Genomic DNA, 21,276 nt, shown 5'->3' on the forward strand with positions numbered 1-21,276 from the left:
CCTACTGCACAAAATGCTTGGCAAATGGGTGAGCTTGTTGGATACAACCTATATGCAGCATTTGAAGGCAAGAAACTTGAAGAATTTGCACCTGTGAACTCAGGTACACTTGCGAGCCTTGGCCGTAAGGACGCGGTGGCAACCGTTGGGGCCAATAACACTTCCCTTAAAGGCCTGCCGGCTACATTGATGAAAGAAGCAAGTAATGTTCGCTATCTATCACACATCAAGGCCCTATTCAGCCTAGCTTATTAATTTTTAGATATAGCACTCATTGAATTTAAAAGGACCATTCATCATTGATGAATGGTCCTCTCTTGTAATTAAAGAAATCAAATCTTAACTTGGTTAATGCTGTATCTAAGGGAAAATCCCTCAGGTAATTTTGCATTAGTCAAAATCCGGGTTTCTTTCAAGCGTTTATCATTATAAGAGGAGACTTCCATTAATTCTTCATCCATATAAGCAGGATGGGTCATGATCTCCACGCTTGCCCCATCCGTTACCCTCCCCTTCAAGTTTTGAAAATAATCTTCAACCACCATATCTCCATAAAAATCATCCAGGAATACATCTGTAACGGTTTGAATCCCAGCCAGGTGCCTTCCGGCATTTCGCACTGGCAATCTGTATTTATCAGACAGCTTTTTTATTACAGGTAGAAATGCTGTGATCCCGTGTACATGATGATGGCTGTCAAAATGAGTCGGAAATAGACCAAATTCCAAGAATCTTTCGATTTGTGCTGACCACTCCCTCTCCAATTCCCTCAAGGAAATACCAGCAGGGTCCCCATATATCACCCCTTGCTTTTTAAAAAAACCAGATTCGTCAACTAAACTCGGAACATCATTCAATAAAGGTTTACCCCATGTCAGCACTAAGTGTATACCTACCTTCAATGAAGGTGTCTTCTTTGCGATTTCAATTGCATGCTCCGTTGCTTTAGCATTCATCATGATCGTTGCCGAATTGACAATTCCATATTTGTGGCTATCCAAAATCCCATAATTCACCGCTTTAGTTAACCCGAAATCATCTGCATTTACAAGGACTTCAATCATGATAAATTATCCTGCAACTCCTTTTTTTCAAAAAACTGCGGCAAATAATCTTTATGCGCCTCTAGCATTTCGTCTAAGATAAGTTTTGCAACCCGATCACTTGGAACGAGTGGATTGATCGTCATGGCAAGCAGCGCAGTATCATAGTCCCCTGTAATTGCAGCTTCGATGGCTACCCTTTCAAAGGATTTGATTTGCTGAATTAAACCGCGGACTGCGACAGGAAGCTCACCTACATTGATTGGCTTAGGACCATCCTTAGTTATCACACAACTGGTTTCAATCGCCGAGCCATAGGGGATGCCTTCAATCGCACCGTGGTTTACGGTATTTACCGCTTGAATATCTCGCTTATCTGTATGCATCGAGCAAATCAACCGCACAGCAGCATCACTGTAGTACGCACCTCCGCGCTCTTCAAGCTGCGGCGGCTTGATAGCCAGATCCTTGTCTTTGTATAGCTCGAATAAACCTGTTTCAAGTCTTTGAACGACCTCTGCACGCGTTTCCCCTTTTTCTGCATCCTCCAACTCTTGGGCTAGCACATCTCCCGTTTTATAATAGTAGTTGTGGTATGGACACGGAAACAGGTTTAACGCTCTTAGAAATTCCGGTTCCCAGCCCATTGCATGGATATTCTTCATCGTTACAGCTTTAGATGGATCTGTAATCAAATGGATGATTTGATCTTTGACACTCTCGCCATCAACGAATACATCCAAGCCGTAAACCATATGGTTCAAGCCAGCAAAGTCGATCCGGACTCTTGATGGCTCTACATCCATTAAATCCGCAACACCTCGTTCCATACCAATCGGCACATTGCAAAGGCCGATGATTTTGGAAATATTACTGTGACGCAGAACTGCTTCCGTTACCATTCCTGCAGGATTCGTGAAGTTAATCAGCCATGCTTCCGGACATAATTCCTCCATTTCATGAGCAATATCCAGAATGACGGGAATCGTTCTAAAAGCCTTGAAAAGCCCGCCTGGTCCGTTCGTCTCCTGTCCGATCACTCCGTGTTTCAATGGTATCTTTTCATCAAGTGCCCTTGCTGCGAGCTGGCCAACCCGCAGCTGGGTTGTTACATAATCAGCGCCTTTAAGCGCTTTCTTTCTGTCTAGCGTGAGATGGACTTCAATATTCACACCAGCCTTTTCAATCATCCTTTTTGCCAAATTCCCGACAATTTCTAGCTTTTCCTTTCCCGCATCAATGTCCACAAGCCAAATTTCACTCACAGGAAGTTTTTCATGATATTTGATGAAGCCTTCGATCAGTTCAGGCGTATAGCTCGAACCTCCGCCAATCGTGACAATCTTCAACCCCTTGCTCATTCAGCAGTCCTCTCCTTCACAGCATCTGCATGTAAGAATTCTTCGCGTAGATCAATCATTTCAATTGCAAGATCCTTTATAGTCATCGCTGTCATTAAATGATCTTGTGCATGCACCAGGATAATGGGAAGATCAAATTGGTCCCCGCCCGCCTCAGCATGGATTAATTGGGTTTGGTATTTATGGGCTTGCAGTAATTCCGTTTCAGCCTCGGCTATTTTCACGCGAGCAGCATCAAAATTCCTTTTCTTTGCTTCCTGCATCGCTTCCATTGCAAAGCTTCTCGCATTCCCGCTATATAAAATCAATTGAAAGGATAGTTGGTATAATTCTTCTTTTTCCATTTTCATCACTACTTTCTTAAACGCTTAGCGTTTCTGAATCTTTTGTAAGCTCTGTTTTATTTTTGGTGTCTATCTTCACTTGAGCATAAACGAATGGTAAATAAATCGCTGTTGAAATGACTAAGTTGATTGCAGCCAGGACCGCTCCGGACATATGCCCGCCAGTGGCCAGGAATCCACCCACGATGGGAGGGGTAACCCAAGGAATCTTAGCGACGATCGGGAAAACCATTCCGCTGCTTACCGCGATATAAGAGATCACCGTTGTAATTACCGGGCCGAGAACAAATGGGATGAACCACATTGGATTCAGAACGATAGGCAATCCGAAAAGAATGGGTTCGTTAATCTGGAACACTCCTGGTGCCCCTCCGAGTGCAATCATCTGTTTATAGCGTTTCCGACCGGCAATGATCATTGCAATGATCAGGCCCAATGTTGCACCAGATCCGCCTAAATAAACAAATGCATCCAAGAAAGAACCCGCCAATACCCCGTATTGATCCATGTCTTTGACGCCTTTTGCATATAAATCGATATTTTTCACTCCTGAACTTTCAAAAAGCGGTGTCGTTATCCCGCCGAGGATATTCGGTCCATGCAAACCGATCATCCATAATAAATGAACAAGAAATACTAGTAAAATAGCGAATGGCAATGAATCTACTGCACTTTGCAATGGAGATACAATCACTTTACTAAGCCAGTCATTCAGTACCTGCCCATCCGTAACTTTACGGAATAGCAGTCCGAATACACCAGCGATAAAGATCGTCGCCATACCCGGCACTAACTTTGCAAATGAACGTGCTACCGCTGGGGGTACTCCGTCAGGCAGCTTGATGACTAAATATTTCACTCGTGAAAGTCTCACAAAGATTTCAGTGGCAATTAAGGCAACGACAATTCCTGTAAATAAGGCTGTAGCATTAAAATAGTTAACGCTTACAAAACCCCACGCCCCACCTGTTACATCCTTATCATCGATGGTTAAAGTGACATTTCCGATTTGAGGCAATAATAAGAAGAAACAGGCGGCTGAAACCAGCATCGCTTCAAAACCATCGTCACCGTATGATCGTGCTAATTTATAAGAGATGCCGAATACAGCGAATACCGTCATGAATGCAAAGGTTCCAAACCAAATATCACCACCCAGCGTATTCCATGCAGGACCGAAGATGGCCTCCATAATTCTTCCGTAAGGCTTGATGACTTGCCCGAGATTATTAAACAGGACGGCGAATGATCCAATCATTGTAATCGCTATCATTCCAATCAATGCGTCACGAATTGCAAGCAAATGCCGGTTATTTCCTACCTTTACCGCCCCAGGCATAATATACTTATCAATAAAAGTCATCATATCCTTATTCTCCTTTTATTAAAGTAGTGGCTTGTTTCAGTACTTCTTCACCATTACATAGTCCATAGAACATTGGATTGATGGTTGCGACTGGAATACCCTTTTCTTTCCCCGCTTCCTGTAACTTGGAAAGAAGATATCTAACCTGCGGACCTAATAAAATCACATCGGCCTTATCTATTTCATTGTTCACTTCTGTAGAACCCACAGCCCATATACGACATTCGATCCCTTGTTTTTTAGCGCTTTCCTCCATCTTGGTAACTAATAAACTAGTAGACATTCCCGCAGAACAACATAATAAGATATTCATTGAAATTACCCCCCTTTTAATGATTGATTATTCAGTATTTTTAAGTAAGACTAAACCGCATTTTTGTAATAATCGATGTTGCTTTGTCTTATCACTTCCCTTTGAAAGGCTATATGAAATGGGCATTATTACCCTATACATACATTGTAGTTACAAATCAAGAAAATATCAACACAATTTTTAATTTGTTACTACAAATTTTCGATTTAAAGTTGATTATTGAACTTATCCGAGATAATCTATATGTATAGATTGGGAATGAACATAGGAGGAATCACTGTGGAGACCATGAATAAAGAAGCGGCATTGCATTCCATAGTCAAGGAATCGATTATCGATCTCATAAAAAATGGCGAATATCAACCAAATACAAAATTACCGACTGAGGCTGAATTTTGTAAAATATACGGAGTAAGCAGGACAACAGTTCGTACGGCCTTACAGCAATTGAACGTCGAAGGCTACATCTACCGTGTCCAAGGCAAAGGGACTTTCGTTGCGGAGAATAAAGTGAAGCAATTTCTTTCAAGCACGGTTGAAAAATTCTCTGAGCAAGTCACGATGCAAGGTAAAAACCCTTCTACAAAGGTCATTAGCTTAAAGGTGATTGAAGCAAACGCTACCCTTGCCAAGCTTTTCAAACAAAATATTGGAGACCCCGTAAACAAACTGGAACGGATACGTTACGTAAACGACATCCCCCTTCAATATGAAATTGCCTTTCTCCCTTGGTATAAAACACCCGGGCTTAATATCGAAGCCTGCGAAAAATCACTCTTTAAAGTACTTGAAACACAATTCAATTTAAAAGTAAAAAAAACCGTCGAACACTTGGAGTTTTCACTTGCCGACGATTCCATTTCTGATAAATTGGATGTACCGAGCGGCTCACCTTGTTTTTCATTAGAAACTTACACATATGAGAATGATGGATCGGTCATTGAATTCTCTAAAACTCTCTTTAGAGGCGATCGTGCACACTTTGTCATCGAGCGGAACTATTGATTATAAATATATAAAAGAAGACGGATGCCTTATTAATTAAGGCATCCGTCTTCTTTCAATATACTTTTTATACGGCAAATTGATTCTAATTCGGAACTCTCACACCGAATCATGATTTTTAAAAGGAGACATTTTTTACTGATGGAAACTCTCACAAGATTGAAGTAATTTGCGATACTCCTGACGACAAGACTCCGCTGGATGCTTGCTTTGATGAGGCTCTGCAGACAGTCGGCGGAAAGGGAGAGAATTTCCTTTAATGGCTTCACTCATTGCAAGCAAGCACCAATGATTGCTTGCTTCGGTGTTTTTTTATATTTACTTGATCATCACAAAAAAACGAGTATCCATTCAATTCAACAATTCGTATATGACGAATTTCTCAAAAGGATTAGATTCAGTCAAGCCAGGTAACATCACTTCGTTTTTCAGCTCGAAGGCGGTTTGATTTTCGAGGAAAAAAATATAATCCTGTGAAGCATAAAAAAATATAAGTTCGATTTGGCGCGGTTCTTTTTCAAAGGAAAGCAAAATGTTATTGATGATTTTCATGAAAATCTGTACAGAGAACGGATTAAAAAAATAAAAACGATTGTCTTTCGTATCAATATCATATTCTTCTGCCAAGCAACAGCGGAATTCTATATTGCCATTGTTGTTTTTCCTTTTCTTCATGTAGCCATTCAGATTCTCGATCGCTTCTTTATAGAAATTTTCATTCATCTCCACGCCAACCACGGCTGATTGAAATAAGTGATGGATAAAAAAATTCAAGCGTCCTTTACCGCAGCCAAAATCCACAATGCGATCATCTCTTTTCAGAGCATATTTTTTGAATAAATGTTCTAATGCACTGTATGGCGTAGGTTCGTAGCGGTGATAATGCAAAGAATCATTGAAATTTTTTTGTTCGCCTACCGTCCTGATGTTGAGCATTTCATCATAATTCGTTTCTTCCATTGTTATTTGCACCTGCTTCATGTTTTTAAATATAGGTCTTCCTAACTGAAAACCCCGGATAAGCTTGATCTTATCCAGGGTAAGGTTTTGATATAAGAATGTCCAGACAATTAATTGGATTTTGCTTTAGTTACATAATCATTAAAATCAGAGATGCTTGGGTTGGATATATAATGACCGCCTTCCACTTGGATCGTCTGACCTGTAATGAATTTGGACTCGTCAGAAGCAAGGAATAGAACGGTATAACCTATATCATCCGCATCACCATGATATGGCAATGCATTAAATTTGGCAAAAATATCGAGTACGGCAGGAGGCATATTATTTTTCGCTGCAGGAGTTAAAATAAGGCCCGGTGCCACTCCATTACAACGAATATGATCTTTACCATACTGTGCAGCGATATAACGAGTCAAATTCACTACCCCCGCTTTGGACGCACCATATGCAGATCGTACGGAGTCACCTGTAAATCCAGCCATGGAGGCCGTATTGATTATCGAACCCCCTCCCGCTTTAATCATGTGAGGAATCGCAAACCTGCTTCCCAAGAGGACACTTTTTAAATTCACATCCATAAGTCGGTCCCATTCTTCCAAATCTAAATTCACGACATCCAGATCTTTATGCAGATTAGTTAAACCCACATTATTAACAAGTACCGTAACCGTTCCATATTGTTCAATTGTAAAGTCGACTGCTGCCTGGATAGAATCTGCTAGTCCAGCATCCAAGAATACTCCTGCCGCTTCCCCACCTTGTTTTTTAATGTTTTCGGCCGCTTCCTTTGCTCCTGCTTCATTAAAATCAGCAATCACGACTTTTGCGCCTTCTTTAGCCATTAGTGTGGATATGGATAATCCTATACCTGAAGCTCCACCTGTCACTAATGCTACTTTACCTTGTACTCTTCCCATAATAACCCACCTGCTCTTCAAAATTGAATATTACTGTTATTACTCATGACTAACGGTACAAGAATACAATGTTTATAAAGTTATTACAAATAATTATACTCTCATTCCATTTTTGTAAAATGGAGATGATTAAAATGTCATGAACCTAATGAAAATCTTGTTTTCAAATCCAAAACAGAAAAAAGCTGAAGCATCAAAAAGAGCTTCAGCTTTTTTTCATTTTTCTTCTTCATCATCCCATATGATCCAATCATGAGCCTCAAGAATTTCCAGAAATTTCATCAACCGCGGTAAGGCTGGCTCTGCTTCCTCACCAAAATGTTCACTCATCGCTTCAGAAATCTGATTTACATTCCTTTGGAACTGCATCTGTTTAATGGCATATGCCCCAAACTTATCAAGCTTGATTTTACGGACTGATGGCTGTTTAAAGAAACGAATTGTAATTCGTTCCACAAAATTGGTCCTTTGAATGACCAGAAAAGTTGCTTCCGAAGATTCATGTACCATAGTGACGCGTCTTTCCAAAAGGGGAACCATAGTTAACAGGTTCCTCTTTTTTGATTGGCGTTTACGAAGCATCTTCTTTTTTCCCTTTGCTGGATACGAACCAAAGCAATCCAGCAAGAGCAAGGAATAGTAAGAATGGCAGCAAATTGCTGGCTAATTTAGCCGCAGCCGGAACTTGAACACCTGCTGCGATTAATATGGCAATAAGAACACCAATCAATGATTCACCTGCTATTAAACCAGAAGCAAATAATACACCTCTATCAACCCGTGCTTTAAGCGCTTCTTTTGTTTTCGAGAAGAACTCAACGAAGAATCGAATAAATCCACCGACCATGATTGGGGCACTAGTATGAACCGGCAAGTAAATGCCGACTGCAACAACAAGTGAATTCAGACCGAAAAATTCTAATGTGATGGAAATAGCTGCACCGATAAAGATGAGGGTCCAAGGTAAATCCCCCCCTAGAACACCTTCAGCAAGTATTTTCATTAGTGCCGCTTTAGGTGCAGGTAGTTCTGCAGATCCCATCGTATAGGCATTATCCATCAGAACCAGGATAAAACCAATTACGGAAGCGGAAGCAACAACACCGATCATCATGGCAACTTGTTGTTTCCATGGTGTCCCGCCGACGATATATCCTGTTTTTAGATCTTGTGAAACATCACCTGAAACCGCAAGTGCTGTACAAATGATCGCAGCGACGGTTAATGCGGCTACCATTCCAGTCGTACCAGTAAAACCAGTAGCTTTATAGACAATGGCCACAATCAACAGTGTAGCTATCGTCATTCCAGAAACAGGGGAAGAAGAACTTCCGACGATTCCAACAACCCTTGAAGCCACTGTCACGAATAAAAATCCAAAAATCGCAATTGCAATCGCACCGATGATTCCGACATCTGTTATAGGTGTGAAAGCAATGATTAAAATTACGATGATCGTTCCCAACCAAACGTATTTAGCCGGCATGTCTTTTTCTGTACGGATCGAACCTGATTTTAGTTGTCCTTTATTGGCTTTTACGCCTTTAAGAGTATCAAAAACCGAACTGAAAAGTATTGGTAATGTTTTGATCAATGTGATCAATCCGCCAGTTGCCACGGCACCAGCACCAATATAGCGTATATAATTATCCCAAATTCCCCATGCATCCAATTCACCTATCGGTACATCAGAAGGGAAAATGGCTGTTCCATTGCTTCCGCCAAAAAAGCTGATGGCCGGTATTAGAACGACCCAGGCTAATAAACCCCCACCTAGCATTTGTCCTGCAACACGCGGTCCAATAATATAACCTACACCCAAAAGGGAAGGAAAGGCATCAAGACCAACCACTGCATTTTTAAAATTCGTGATTCCTGTTTCAACCTCTGTCTTGAAAAGCTTAAACCCATCACCAAGCCCTTTAACGACACCGCCGATAACCAAACCGGCTCCGATTAGTTTCGCGCTTGTACCACCCTTTTCTCCTGACTTCAGGACCTCGGCACATGCCGTACCTTCAGGATATGGTAATGTTTCATGTTCCCTTACAATCAAAAGCTGGCGAAGGGGAACCATCATGAAGACCCCTAAAAATCCCCCAGTTAATACAACGAAAATGATGAACGCTTGACTCACGTCCATGTCCCACATGAATAATGCTGGTATGGTAAATACAGCACCGGCACCAATAGCCTCACCTGCCGTGGTCATCGTTTGCACAATATTGTTTTCTAATATTGAATCCCTGCGAAAAACCCCTCTTAAGATAGCCATTGAAATTACCGCTGCGGGTATTGAAGCAGAGACAGTTAAACCAATAAGTAGGCCTAAGTATGCATTTGCCGCCCCGAATACGATTGCAAGAATGATCCCTAGAATGATTGCAGTTGCAGTCAATTCCGGTAGAGATTTAGATGCAGATACGTACGGGACGAATTTACTCTCTTTTGAATTGTTCGACAATTTAGCCACTTCCTATGTTAAACTTTAAAATCACAGAGAACATTATATCACTGTAATTTAAAGTCACGCAATGGAAAAATTCTGCTTATTAAAAGTCTGATTATATCCAATAATCAGATTAGTGGTTCCGCTTTTAAATTATATAAAAATAACATTCATCTCATAACCATCAGTTATGGGCCTATTCGTTACATGAAATCATTGTATTTCATTCATTCGATGACTGATCAGCACTCCTTATTAGCTCCATGAGCAAATAACCCACTGGGTTATTGCACATTAAAATGAGATCTAACATATCCTGAAAAATCAAGTCTTAAAAAAAGGAATGATAAATCCATGGTCTCTTATATGGACTATACTTCACCATCCACACAATACTTTTTTGATATTAATAAAAGCAATTTAATGAAAAAAGACAATCAAAACTATATAAATATATTAGGTATCAAACAATTGAACACTCTCGAAAATGTTTCTTTATTAGATATTTACCTTAGTTCAAATAATGTCGTAGAACCGCATTATCACCAAAATGCTGCAGAGCTAGTGTATTGCATTTCTGGAGCCGCAACCGTTTCATTACTGAATCCTTTTACTAAGCAAATCCAAAATTATCCCATTAAACCTGGCCAAGTAGCCAACGTTCCACAAGGTTGGTGGCATTATGAAGTGGCTAATACGGATAATACTCACCTGCTGGCCATTTTTAATGCACCGACACCTGAGGTGATTCTAGGTTCGGATATCTTGAAATTGACACCTGCAAATATTATGGCGCATACGTATTGCATGGATGAAAACCAATGGAAAAAAGCGATTGCACCGGTTCAACCCTCAACATTCATCGGTCCGCCAGCCAACTGCCATCGAGCGTCCGAAGAAGACATGCAGCAATATCCCCAATATAATAATCACTATGCTAACCAAATGTATAATGCCCCGGCATATAACTATCAATTCCAGCCCACCCCCCCATATTATTATTATTGATGACCTTATCCATGGCCTGTTCAAGGCGTATACACCTTCATTGATGACGTCTAATAAATCGGAAGAAAAAAAGCAATGGAGAACCCCATAACATCAGGATTCTCCATTGCTTTTCACTACATGACCCGTTTAAAAAGCCGATCTCATATACTTTCGCAACATCTTTCATTATGGTGTCACCCAATGTTGTTTATAGGTATTAAAATCCAACATAGACTTGGCAACTGAGATTTACTTTTCTTATATATATTCTACCGAGTTTCTTCTTATAATATAAGAAATTTTCAAATTGATTGATTCCCCTTTATAACAACAGATCATTCACTTCAATTTTGTGATTGGCCAGAACTTATCTTATCTTTAAAAGGAACCTACACTTTTCAAGATGTTGTTGAAACCAGTTCTATAAAATTTAACTGCCTGACTCTTTGTAACACTCTGGAATTTTGTTTTTACATTTTAACATGTTCTTCAGATACGAAATACCTAACTTTAATTTTTCTTTTATAAACAAACTTCTTAGGGGGTATTCCCTTCCAACTCTAGGAATAAATATTATGAAAAGATTGTCAATTTCCAGTACGTTTAAATTTTTCTTTGAATTATATTAATGTTAACAAAAAGAAAGATCACCCGGCCATACTCCGAGCAACTCATTCAATAAAAGGGAATATAGTGTACAACTAAAAACACTCGCGCTATTTAGAAGACTTCTCCAAAACTTTCATATTATCACTTTATCACAGGAAAAATGAATAATTGTCCGTTTATCGAACCCTTTATATTACGGATTTGTGTCTTCTTTTTTTCATACAGTTGCTAAAATGTTTCTTTTAATTTAAAATCTTTAATTTTATTATAAATCATAATCTGCATCCCTAAGAAAACCCCATTTAGAATTGCTATAATGAAAAATGGACCAGCATCTTCGCTTAAAATTGGAACTGAAGCATTACTTATTTTGAGGCTTGAACCTACAGAAATGGATTCTTTTAAGCGTATCAGTGCCAGTAAGGCCGACTGTTTGTATAATGACTGTATGCGTTTGCACGGATGTCATTTTTGTTTCCTTTCTATACTTGCAAGAAATATAACCATTAGGATTTTTAGGTGGAGCATTATATCCAATTACTTTCATATCAAACTTTTTAGCTGTCCCGACAGCACTTGGAGTTGTTGAAATAGCCCCAGTGCGTCTTGTTCTTCTGATACAGTTGATATTCTACTTGACCATCAAAAAAAGCAATGGAGGACCCTATTACATAAGGGTTCTCCATTGCTTTTCATTACATGATCCTCTTGAACATTTTCTCCATTTCATAAATGGAATAAGAGATGATGATAGGTCTTCCATGTGGGCATGTGAAGGGATCGGTTGTCCGCCTTAGTTCGTCCAATAGTGCTTGGATTTCATCATTGCGCAGATGACGGTTTGCCTTTATTGAGGCTTTACAGCTCATCATAATGGCTGCTTCTTCACGCAATTTTTTGATGTCGACCTTTTTCATCGATAGCAATTGCTCTATCATTTCTTCAAGGATTTCCTGTTCAATTCCTTTAGGGAACCATTGTGGATGCGATCGGACAATATAGGCGTTATAGCCAAACTCTTCTAAATAGACGCCGACTTTTTCCAATTCATGACGATATTCATTTATCCTGATGCATTGGTCTGTTGAAAATTCAAGGGTGATGGGAACCAGCATATCCTGTAGCTCGTTTTCAACGCGTCCGACCTTTTCTTTAAAATATTCGTATTTGATCCGTTCCTGGGCAGCATGTTGGTCTATGATGTACAAACCTTTTTCGTTTTGGGCGAAAATATAGGTACCATGCATTTGCCCAATTGGGTACATGGGAGGGATGCGGCTATCCGGTTCATTCACCTCAATTTCATCCTCTTGTTCGACAGTGTAGGTTGTATACTTTTCAGCTGACTCGTAATTCGGTTTGCTTTCATCAACTTGTAAGACCGGAATATGGGCATCTTCCATTTGCTGCTGTTCATTGCTATAGATTATTTCCTTTATTGGTTCAAGATTGAAATCTTCATTATGATCCACGTGACTCTTTTGTTCCTGCTTTTCCCGAATCAAGGTGTCCTTCAAGAGTGAAGCTTCTTTCTTGGCTTCTTCAAGGACCCGCTTGCCGCTTTCGACAACATGGTCCAATTCCAGCGTAGTTTGCTCACTTTTCACCTGTTCCGGCTTTGGTGTATATCCACTTGGTATTAGAGTCATCTTTTTAAACGAAGATTTAATCGTTTCCGATACAAGACTATACAATTCCAGTTCCTTGCTGAGCCTTACCTCCATTTTGGATGGATGTACATTGACATCGACAAGAATCGGATCCATTTCAATATTCAACAAAGCAATTGGAAAACGCCCAATTGGAAGAAGTGTATGGTACCCATCCAGGATTGCTTTCACGAGCGCATAGTTTTTAATGAAGCGGCCGTTAATCATTGTTGAAATATAATTCCTTGAAGCCCGGGTGACCTCAGGCATAACGATATATCCGGATAATTTGAAGTCCAAGGAGCTTGCCTGAACCGGAATCATTTTTTTGGCAATATTCGTACCATAGATTGCGGCTAGCACCTGCCTGACATCACCGTTACCATTCGTATGCAGGATTCGCTTCTCGTTGTGTGATAACCGTATGGAAACATCCGGATGCGAAAGTGCGAGCCTGTTAGCGACATCCGTAATATTTCCTAGCTCGGTATGAATGGTTTTCATATATTTCAACCTTGCAGGAGTATTGTAAAACAAATCGGAAACCAGGATATCCGTTCCTTTCCGGCTGGATGAAGCCTCGAGTTCCTTGACCATGCCGCCTTCAAGAAGTATGCGCGTTCCCACATCTTCGCCTGTGCTGCTTTTCATTTCAAAACGGGAAACTGAAGCAATACTGGGCATTGCTTCACCGCGGAAGCCCAGTGTTCGAATTCGGAAAAGATCATTTTCATCTTTTATTTTACTTGTGGCGTGGCGTTTAAATGCCGCTTCTATGTCGTCAGCCAAAATCCCATCGCCGTTATCCACGATCCGAATGGAGCCAAGTCCAGCCTCCACCAATTCAATCTCTATAATGGTACTGTTTGCATCTATTGCGTTTTCCACAAGTTCCTTAACGACTGAGGCTGGGCGTTCAACAACTTCGCCAGCTGCGATTTTATTAGATAAAGCCTCATCAAGCTGTATGATTTTTCCCATTTTTATCGCCTCGCTTTAATTCTCATTTAAGTTTCTTTTGTAATTTATAAAGGGTATTCATTGCCTCAAGCGGCGTCATTTCAAGGATATCCAGTGATTTTATGTCATCCAGCACCTTTTTTTCCTTAGGTGAAGAATTCACTCTTCCTTTAGGAGCCTCTTCCCCAAAGAAGGAAAGCTGCGCTTCATTGACGGATGTAACCGGGTCAGCTTCGGCAATAGGTGCTTCTACAGCAACAGCAGGCTGTTCAGGCATCGTCTTTTCATGTCCATTTTCATTCTCTAGCTGCGCTAAAATAGCGGCCGCCCGATCTATTAACTGCTCCGGTAAATCAGCTAGCTTAGCCACATGGATTCCATAGCTTTTATCTGCTGGCCCTTCTTTAATTTTATGAAGGAAAACGACATTTCCATTTTGCTCAATGGCACTGACATGGATATTTTTCAATTTTGGCAGTTCCGCTGCCAATACAGTCAATTCGTGATAGTGAGTCGAAAAGAGAGTCTTTGCCCCAATTTCCTCATGAATATATTCAATGATGGCCTGAGCAAGCGCCATCCCATCATAAGTTGATGTTCCCCGCCCTATTTCATCAAATAATATCAAACTGTTTTCTGACGCATTCATGATGGCATTTCTTGCTTCAAGCATCTCGACCATGAATGTACTTTGACCGGAAATCAAATCATCTGCCGCGCCAATCCTAGTAAACACCTTATCAAAAATAGGCAATTCAGCTATATTTGCGGATACGAAGCATCCAATTTGCGCTAGAATCGATGTTAGCGCAATTTGACGCATATACGTACTTTTACCCGACATATTGGGCCCTGTGATCAAAAGTAACTCCCGGTCTCCATCCATAAAGCAGTCATTGGGGACATACTCCTGTGATTGAAGGACTTTCTCGACCACTGGATGCCGGCCTTCCTTCAGTACGATTCTTCGATCATCAGAAAAGACTGGCTTCACATAATGACGTTCTTCGCTAATCGTTGCAAAGCACTGCAGGACATCCAGTTCACTGACGCCTTTCGCTAAATCCTGTAAGCGCGGGATATAGCTTTTGACCTCTTCACGAAGATTGAGGAATAGGTCATACTCCAAACTGATGCTTTTTTCTTCTGCTTGTAAAATCAAAGCTTCCTTTTCTTTCAATTCAGGTGTGATATAACGTTCGGCATTCGTCAAGGTCTGCTTCCGTTCATACCGGCCTTCTTCAAGCAGATGCAAATTGGCTCGTGTGACTTCAATGTAATAGCCAAATACACGATTATATCCGATTTTCAATGATTTGATCCCGGTACGTTCCCGCTCTTCGCGTTCAAGCTGCGCAATCCAAGTTTTCCCGTTTCTGCTGGCATCCCTGTATGTATCCAGCTCCTTATGGAAACCATCCTGAATGATATTCCCTTCCTTCACGGACAATGGCGGGTTTTCTACAAGCGCCGTTTCAAGCAAATCCGTCACTTCTTCGCAAGGATCCAATTTATCGGCGAGAATTGAAATATCCTGATTGGAAGCCATTGACTTCACGATTTCACGAATGATCGGCACTTGCTGCAATGAACGTTTCAGTTGAATCAAATCACGAGCGTTTACATTCCCGAAGGCCACCCTTCCGGCAAGCCGCTCCAAGTCGTACACTTCCTTAAGGCGTTCACGTAAGTCCTGCCGTTCGAAGTATTGACTTTTCAGGGTTTCAACAAGGTTTTGTCTCCGCTCGATCTGTTTTTTATTAATGAGCGGTCTATCAATCCATTGTTTCAACATCCTTCCGCCCATCGCTGTTTTCGTTTCATCAAGCAGCCATAATAATGAGCCTTTTTTACCTTTGGAACGAATGGTTTCAGTTAATTCCAAATTGCGTTTGCTATAATAATCAATTTTCATATATTGTGATGTTTCATATGCCAGCACTGGCTGTAAATGATCCAAGCTGCGTTTTTGGGTACGGTAAAGATAATTCAATAAACGTGAGATCGTTGTCGCCAGTTTCTGGTCTTTTAATAGATGAAGCAATGCAACGAATGACTCGCTTTGAACTAAATTACTCTCTAGTGAAAGAGCGGCAGCGCCCCGTTCTTGCAGCCTTTTTTTCCATTCTTCATTGAAATCCTCGGCAATGACCACTTCACTCGCACCAAGGATGGCAAATTCATTCAGGACTTCCTCGAAACTCTCAATTAAAGTGACCTTATTTTCCCCTGTCGATAAATCATTGTATCCAAAGCCAAACTGTCCATCCGTGAAATAAGTGATGGTGGCAATATAATTATTTTCCTTTTCACGTAGACCCTTACTATCCATTTTCGTTCCCGGAGTAATCAGCTGGACAACTTCCCTGCGTACCACACCTTTGGCTTGCTTCGGATCTTCGGTTTGTTCACAAATAGCTACTTTAAAACCTTTTTCTATCAATATATCAATATAATTAGCAGCCGAGTGATACGGAATGCCGCACATCGGAATTCGCTCTTCACTACCGCCTTCTCGGCTCGTTAATGTGATTTCGAGCTCTTGTGATGCATTCAGTGCATCGTCAAAAAACATTTCATAAAAATCGCCTAAACGAAAAAATAAAAAGGCATCCTGATACTCTGCCTTAATTTTTAAATATTGCTGTATCATCGGAGTATATCCAGCCATTCCTTCAAAACCTTTCCAAACTAAAATCTATTACACATTTATGTCCTTCATTATAACATACGGGAAAGCAACATTGCCTGTATTCGAAATTGCATGGAAAATCAATTATACTTTGAAATCAAACTTTTTTTGGGCTGCCTTTGCAAAGCCATACGCACGGATATAGTTACACTCCATCCCTATTTTTAATTATGCCCAGGCCTGCACGGGGCTTGTCCCGCTTCAAATTAAATAAAACCGGATGAAGGGAATGTCATCCGGTATTAATTTCTAAATTCTATTCGTCTTCGAATTCATCAAGGAAATCCGGATCTAAATCTTCGAAATCCTCATCATCGAAATCAGAGCCCCAGTCATCCTCACAGCGGCCATCTGGACTAACAGCGACACAAATTTTCGTTTCGCCGACGACTTCCACAAAGAATTCCCTTTCCACATGGACAATGATTTTTTGTCCACATGGGGAGATGCAAGCTTCTAAACAATTCGGCTGTTGGACAGCTTTTGCAACTATTTCATGGTCATCAAGACAATCGGGATCACGGTATTTCAGCGAAATAACGTCGGTATATTGCACTTTTTCAGTTACAACTTCCGTCTTCGAATTTTGGTTATAAGAATACCAGACGTTGATTTCGTAGCTGCCGTGAATTTCTACCTTTTTGCCGACTTTCTTTGCATCGTATTTATGGTTGATGATCCAACAACCTAGAATGCTAGAAGGATGATGAGCCGGGCAAATGGTGTGAGAGGACTTTGTGAATTTACGTCCTTTTGCCACCACCGCTTTAGTAATTATCTCTCTATATTGTGACATGCTAGCGAACCCTCCTCATACAGTTTCCATTCATCCTATGCGTGGTAAAAGTCTAGTGTGCGTAGAATTTTAATTGTTTGAAAACTGCTGTAATGTTTTAAACCTAGGTTATTTTATGCGCAAGTTTTGGGATATGTGTCACGAATGGGCACTGTATAAGGATTTCCGCATATAAAAAAGCCCTTCAGAAATCAGAAGGGCTTTTTTTATATTCATGAACAGCTTCCGCCGCCTGCTTGTACCTGTGAACCTGTCTCACCGCGAAGGACGTCCCCTTCGGTCGATTCAATGATCAGGTCCGTCACCTTGTTCGATACTTGTGATGAGACCATTTGCAAAAGATCATTTACATCCACTTGGGATTGTTTGAATTCCTGCACGATCGGAAGTTCATCCAATTGTTTTTCCAGTGCATCAATTTTGGCCTGAACTTGGCTGTATGCTTTCTCTTTACCGTAATGCTGGAAGTTTACAGCCTGTTTTTGCAAGCTCTTGATGCTGGCGATCATTTCACGGATTTTTTGGTTTTCATTGATGTGAGCTTCTGCCCGTTTAAAGAAATCGACTTCTTCCGTGCTGGCGATCATTTCAGCAAGCTCGGCCGCTTTGTTCAGAATGTCATCTTTAGTATATTTAGTCATATTACTCCACCTCAATCGCCGTTGCTTCTTCAACCATATCCCCATTTAATGACCAAGTTTTCGTTCCGGTGATTTTCACTTTTACTATTTGGCCGATAGCGGATTTTGGTCCTTTGAAGTTCACGAGCTTATTTTTCGTTGTATAACCTGCTAATACTTCCGCATTCTTCTTGCTTTCTCCTTCAACGAGCACTTCAACAATCTGTCCATCATACTCTTTCATTTTCAATGCACACGTTTCATTGACAAGGGCATTCAAGCGTTGCAGACGTTCCTTTTTCACTTCCATCGGTACATTATCCTGCATTTTCGCAGCCGGTGTTCCCTCACGTGGTGAATAGATATAGGTATAGGCCGCATCGAAACCAACTTCACGGTATAAAGACATCGTTTCTTCAAAGTGCTCTTCCGTTTCATTCGGATAGCCCACAATGATGTCAGTGGTTAGCGATGCACTTGGAATAGCTTCCCTGATCTTTTTTACGAGCTCTAAATATTGTTCACGGGTATATTTACGGGCCATGATTTTAAGTGTGTCCGTACTTCCCGATTGAACTGGAAGATGGATATGGTCAACGAGATTGCCGCCTTTAGCCAATACTTCAATCAAGTGATCATCAAAATCACGGGGATGGCTTGTCGTAAAACGAATACGTGGAATATCGATTTTACGGATTTCATCCATCAAATCGCCGAAACGATATTCGATATCCGTAAAATCTTTACCGTAAGCATTAACATTCTGTCCAAGCAGGGTTATTTCCTTGTAACCCTGTGCCGCTAAATGACGGACTTCTTGGATGATATCTTTAGGCCTGCGGCTTCTTTCTTTCCCCCTTGTGTAAGGTACGATGCAGTAAGTGCAAAACTTATCGCAGCCGTACATGATATTGACCCATGCCTTCGTTTTTCCTTTACGCACTTTCGGAAGGTTCTCGATTACATCACCTTCTTTGGACCAAACCTCAATGACCATTTCCTTGGAAAGATAAGCTTCATTAAGAATTTGCGGCAGCCGGTGGATATTATGCGTTCCGAAAATCATATCCACAAAATGGTGCTTCTCTAGAATCCGCTTTACAACTGACTCCTCTTGTGACATACAACCGCAAACCCCAAGCAGTAGATCCGGCTTTTCCAATTTCAATGATTTTAAATGCCCCAATTCACCGAACACTTTATTCTCTGCGCCTTCCCGAATCGCACAAGTGTTAAGTAAAATGACGTTAGCATCATCCACCGTGTCTGTCGGCTGATAACCAAGTGCCATAAAGATGCCCGCCATGACTTCTGTATCATGTTCGTTCATTTGACAGCCAAAAGTGCGGATGTAAAACTTTTTACCTTCTCCCATTCCACGGAAACCTTCAGGAATTGCAAAGTCATCATGATATTCTACTTCTTCTTTTCCTCGCTTTTTCGCATCTTTTAAGGAAGGTGGAATATAAACGGCTTGAAAGTACTTACTGAAGTCCTTTTCGGATTTTTTGTCCGCTGGGTTCTCAGCCTGTACTTGTTGTGATTCTAATCGTTGTTTCTCGTTCATAGTTAATCTCCTTTCAAAATAGTTAGTTTATTTCTTTCACCAACTATTTCAAGACCTATCTTCAAATGGTTTTATACGGATTCCTTTTTAAGAATTACCAATAAATATTAGCTATTAAGTGTGATATATCCACATTATTATAGTATAAAGCTTTTAACTGCAAGAAACAATCATTCTGTCATGGCTTCTTCAATTGTAAGAAATTTTTCACAAATGAGGAAAATAAGAACATGAAAAAAGAGGCTATTACAAAATTAGCCTCTTCTCATTTTTGGATGACGATTTCTCCTTTCAAGATTTTTCAAATGTAAACAATGCAAGTTCCACCTTTTAGATGATTAAGGAATAAGGAGAACCTTACCGCACTGACCTTTGATCATCAGTTCAAATCCCTTTTCAAAATCGCTAAGTGAAAAACGGTGGGTAATCATTGGTTTTACATCAACCTTGCCACTTTCAAGCAGACTTGAAACCTGTTGCCAGGTTGCAAACATCTTCCTCCCGGTTATCCCTTGGACAGTAAGGCCCTTGAATACAATATCCTCCGTTATATCAAGCGTGACGGGCTTAGAAGGCAGACTTAGTATTGATATTCTTCCACCATTCGTCGCCATCTTAAACCCTTGTTGGATAGCTGCAGGATTACCGCTCATTTCGCAAACAACATCCACCCCATCCTCACTTGTGAGTCCTTTCGTGATTTCCAATGGATCCTGTTTAATTGAATGAATGAGGTCTGTAGCACCCATCTTTTTTGCAAGCTGAAGTCGATAATCATTAATATCCAGAGCGAATACTTTATCAGCTCCTGCGGCCTTTGCAACCGCAATTGCCATAAGCCCAATTGGACCACAGCCGATTATTGCCACCGTTTTACCCAGCACCTCCCCAGCCAGCACGGAATGGACTGCATTACCCATCGGTTCTTGGATGGTAGCTATATCGAGTGGCATATCACTTGGATTTTTCCATAAATTTTTGGCTGGCAGAGCTATATACTCTGCAAAGCACCCTTGTTTATCAACACCGATAATGTTCGTTTTCTGACAAATATGGTATTTCCCAGTTAAACACTGCCTGCATGTACCGCAAACGATATGTGTTTCGGCAGATACACAATCACCAACTGAAACATTGCTGACCCTTGCCCCTATCTCGATTACTTCCCCAGCAAATTCGTGCCCAAATACGTATGGCGGACTCACTCTTCCCTGTGACCATTCATCCCACGTGAAAATATGAATATCCGTTCCGCAGATCGAGGTCATCTTCACTCGAATCAAGACCTCGTCATCACGAATATCCGGTATATCGACCACTTGTAATTGGGCCCCATAACCTCGGTGGTGTTTGACGATGGCTTTCATTTTACCTCTCAACATGTACATTCCCCCTGAAATAGGGCTGCTCTCTTCATCTACCTTAATATGTAAAGATATGAAAAATGAATCACAAAAATACCATAATCGCTTTTGTACCGGCCTTTTCACATTAATAATGATGATTTTTAGGGCGTTCGTACATTTTTGTTAAATGGGGCATGTTTCTATAGCATCTCGTCCACTCTCGAATAAGATATCTTGTACAACAAAATTATTAAGGAGTGACTTATATGTCATGTGGATGCAATAA

The 21,276-nt window shown here is 40.7% G+C and carries 17 protein-coding genes and 1 pseudogene; 3 read left to right on the forward strand and 15 right to left on the reverse strand.

From position 1 onward, the window contains the following. Positions 1-255, forward strand: a pseudogene (locus BW986_RS06525) (NAD(P)/FAD-dependent oxidoreductase); the annotation flags it as partial. Positions 256-332: 77 nt separating this feature from the next. Here BW986_RS06525 and chbG read toward each other — a convergent pair. From chbG to BW986_RS06550, 5 genes are read right to left on the reverse strand one after another with little or no spacing between them, the layout of a single operon-like run. After that, entirely contained in the window at positions 333-1,064 is a 732-nt protein-coding gene (chbG, locus tag BW986_RS06530) for a chitin disaccharide deacetylase (protein WP_076366372.1), read from the reverse strand. After that, positions 1,061-2,404 carry a 6-phospho-beta-glucosidase gene (locus tag BW986_RS06535; protein WP_076366374.1) on the reverse strand — a complete coding sequence of 448 codons (1,344 nt, stop codon included), beginning with the start codon at positions 2,402-2,404 and terminating at the stop codon, positions 1,061-1,063. Before BW986_RS06535 ends, chbG begins: the two co-directional genes overlap by 4 nt. Then, positions 2,401-2,748: a PTS sugar transporter subunit IIA gene (locus BW986_RS06540; RefSeq protein WP_076367881.1), complete on the reverse strand. Its 348-nt coding sequence runs from the start codon at positions 2,746-2,748 to the stop codon at positions 2,401-2,403. The genes BW986_RS06535 and BW986_RS06540 overlap by 4 nt, the downstream gene beginning before the upstream one ends. Before the next feature lie 16 nt (positions 2,749-2,764). Beyond that, a complete protein-coding gene (locus tag BW986_RS06545; RefSeq protein ID WP_076366376.1) occupies positions 2,765-4,114 on the reverse strand; it encodes a PTS sugar transporter subunit IIC in 1,350 nt (449 codons plus the stop codon). Between the two features lie 4 nt (positions 4,115-4,118). Beyond that, positions 4,119-4,427: a PTS sugar transporter subunit IIB gene (locus BW986_RS06550; RefSeq protein ID WP_076366378.1), complete on the reverse strand. Its 309-nt coding sequence runs from the start codon at positions 4,425-4,427 to the stop codon at positions 4,119-4,121. Between the two features lie 288 nt (positions 4,428-4,715). On the opposite strand from BW986_RS06550, the gene BW986_RS06555 reads away from it, so the two are divergent. Continuing rightward, positions 4,716-5,432 (forward strand): GntR family transcriptional regulator, encoded by a 717-nt coding sequence (locus tag BW986_RS06555; protein ID WP_076367883.1) that lies wholly within the window; start codon positions 4,716-4,718, stop codon positions 5,430-5,432. A gap of 351 nt (positions 5,433-5,783) precedes the next feature. Here BW986_RS06555 and BW986_RS06560 read toward each other — a convergent pair whose 3' ends face one another. From BW986_RS06560 to BW986_RS06575, 4 genes are all read right to left on the reverse strand, one after another. Beyond that, on the reverse strand, positions 5,784-6,392 hold the full coding sequence (locus BW986_RS06560) for a methyltransferase domain-containing protein (protein WP_076366380.1): 609 nt from the start codon (positions 6,390-6,392) through the stop codon (positions 5,784-5,786). Between the two features lie 110 nt (positions 6,393-6,502). After that, positions 6,503-7,312 carry an SDR family NAD(P)-dependent oxidoreductase gene (locus BW986_RS06565; RefSeq protein ID WP_076366382.1) on the reverse strand — a complete coding sequence of 270 codons (810 nt, stop codon included), beginning with the start codon at positions 7,310-7,312 and terminating at the stop codon, positions 6,503-6,505. Between the two features lie 216 nt (positions 7,313-7,528). Then, positions 7,529-7,894, reverse strand: coding sequence for a PqqD family protein (locus BW986_RS06570; RefSeq protein WP_081395528.1), 366 nt, complete (start codon positions 7,892-7,894; stop codon positions 7,529-7,531). Then, complete coding sequence (locus BW986_RS06575; protein WP_076366386.1) at positions 7,884-9,776, reverse strand: OPT family oligopeptide transporter; 1,893 nt, start codon at positions 9,774-9,776, stop codon at positions 7,884-7,886. The genes BW986_RS06570 and BW986_RS06575 overlap by 11 nt, the downstream gene beginning before the upstream one ends. Positions 9,777-10,115: 339 nt before the next feature. On the opposite strand from BW986_RS06575, the gene BW986_RS06580 reads away from it, so the two are divergent. Next, positions 10,116-10,769, forward strand: coding sequence for a cupin domain-containing protein (locus BW986_RS06580; RefSeq protein WP_076366388.1), 654 nt, complete (start codon positions 10,116-10,118; stop codon positions 10,767-10,769). A 1,286-nt stretch (positions 10,770-12,055) separates the two neighbouring features. Here the strand turns inward: BW986_RS06580 and mutL are convergent. The 6 genes from mutL to tdh form a co-directional block, all read right to left on the reverse strand. Beyond that, on the reverse strand, positions 12,056-13,990 hold the full coding sequence (mutL, locus tag BW986_RS06585; protein ID WP_076366390.1) for a DNA mismatch repair endonuclease MutL: 1,935 nt from the start codon (positions 13,988-13,990) through the stop codon (positions 12,056-12,058). Between the two features lie 22 nt (positions 13,991-14,012). Continuing rightward, on the reverse strand, positions 14,013-16,640 hold the full coding sequence (mutS, locus tag BW986_RS06590) for a DNA mismatch repair protein MutS (RefSeq protein ID WP_076366392.1): 2,628 nt from the start codon (positions 16,638-16,640) through the stop codon (positions 14,013-14,015). Between the two features lie 277 nt (positions 16,641-16,917). After that, positions 16,918-17,457, reverse strand: a complete 540-nt coding sequence (locus BW986_RS06595) for an outer spore coat protein CotE (protein WP_034313495.1) — start codon at positions 17,455-17,457, stop codon at positions 16,918-16,920. 212 nt (positions 17,458-17,669) lie between these two features. Further along, positions 17,670-18,098 carry a YlbF/YmcA family competence regulator gene (locus BW986_RS06600; protein WP_034313499.1) on the reverse strand — a complete coding sequence of 143 codons (429 nt, stop codon included), beginning with the start codon at positions 18,096-18,098 and terminating at the stop codon, positions 17,670-17,672. A 1-nt stretch (position 18,099) separates the two neighbouring features. Further along, the gene (miaB, locus tag BW986_RS06605) at positions 18,100-19,644 is read right to left on the reverse strand and encodes a tRNA (N6-isopentenyl adenosine(37)-C2)-methylthiotransferase MiaB (protein WP_076366395.1); all 1,545 of its coding nucleotides are present in this window, start codon (positions 19,642-19,644) and stop codon (positions 18,100-18,102) included. Positions 19,645-19,982: 338 nt separating this feature from the next. Then, positions 19,983-21,023: an L-threonine 3-dehydrogenase gene (gene tdh, locus BW986_RS06610; RefSeq protein WP_076367885.1), complete on the reverse strand. Its 1,041-nt coding sequence runs from the start codon at positions 21,021-21,023 to the stop codon at positions 19,983-19,985. Positions 21,024-21,276 lie beyond the last annotated feature (253 nt).

This window comes from Peribacillus simplex, from assembly GCF_900156045.1.
GTDB lineage: Bacteria > Bacillota > Bacilli > Bacillales > DSM-1321 > Peribacillus > Peribacillus simplex_D.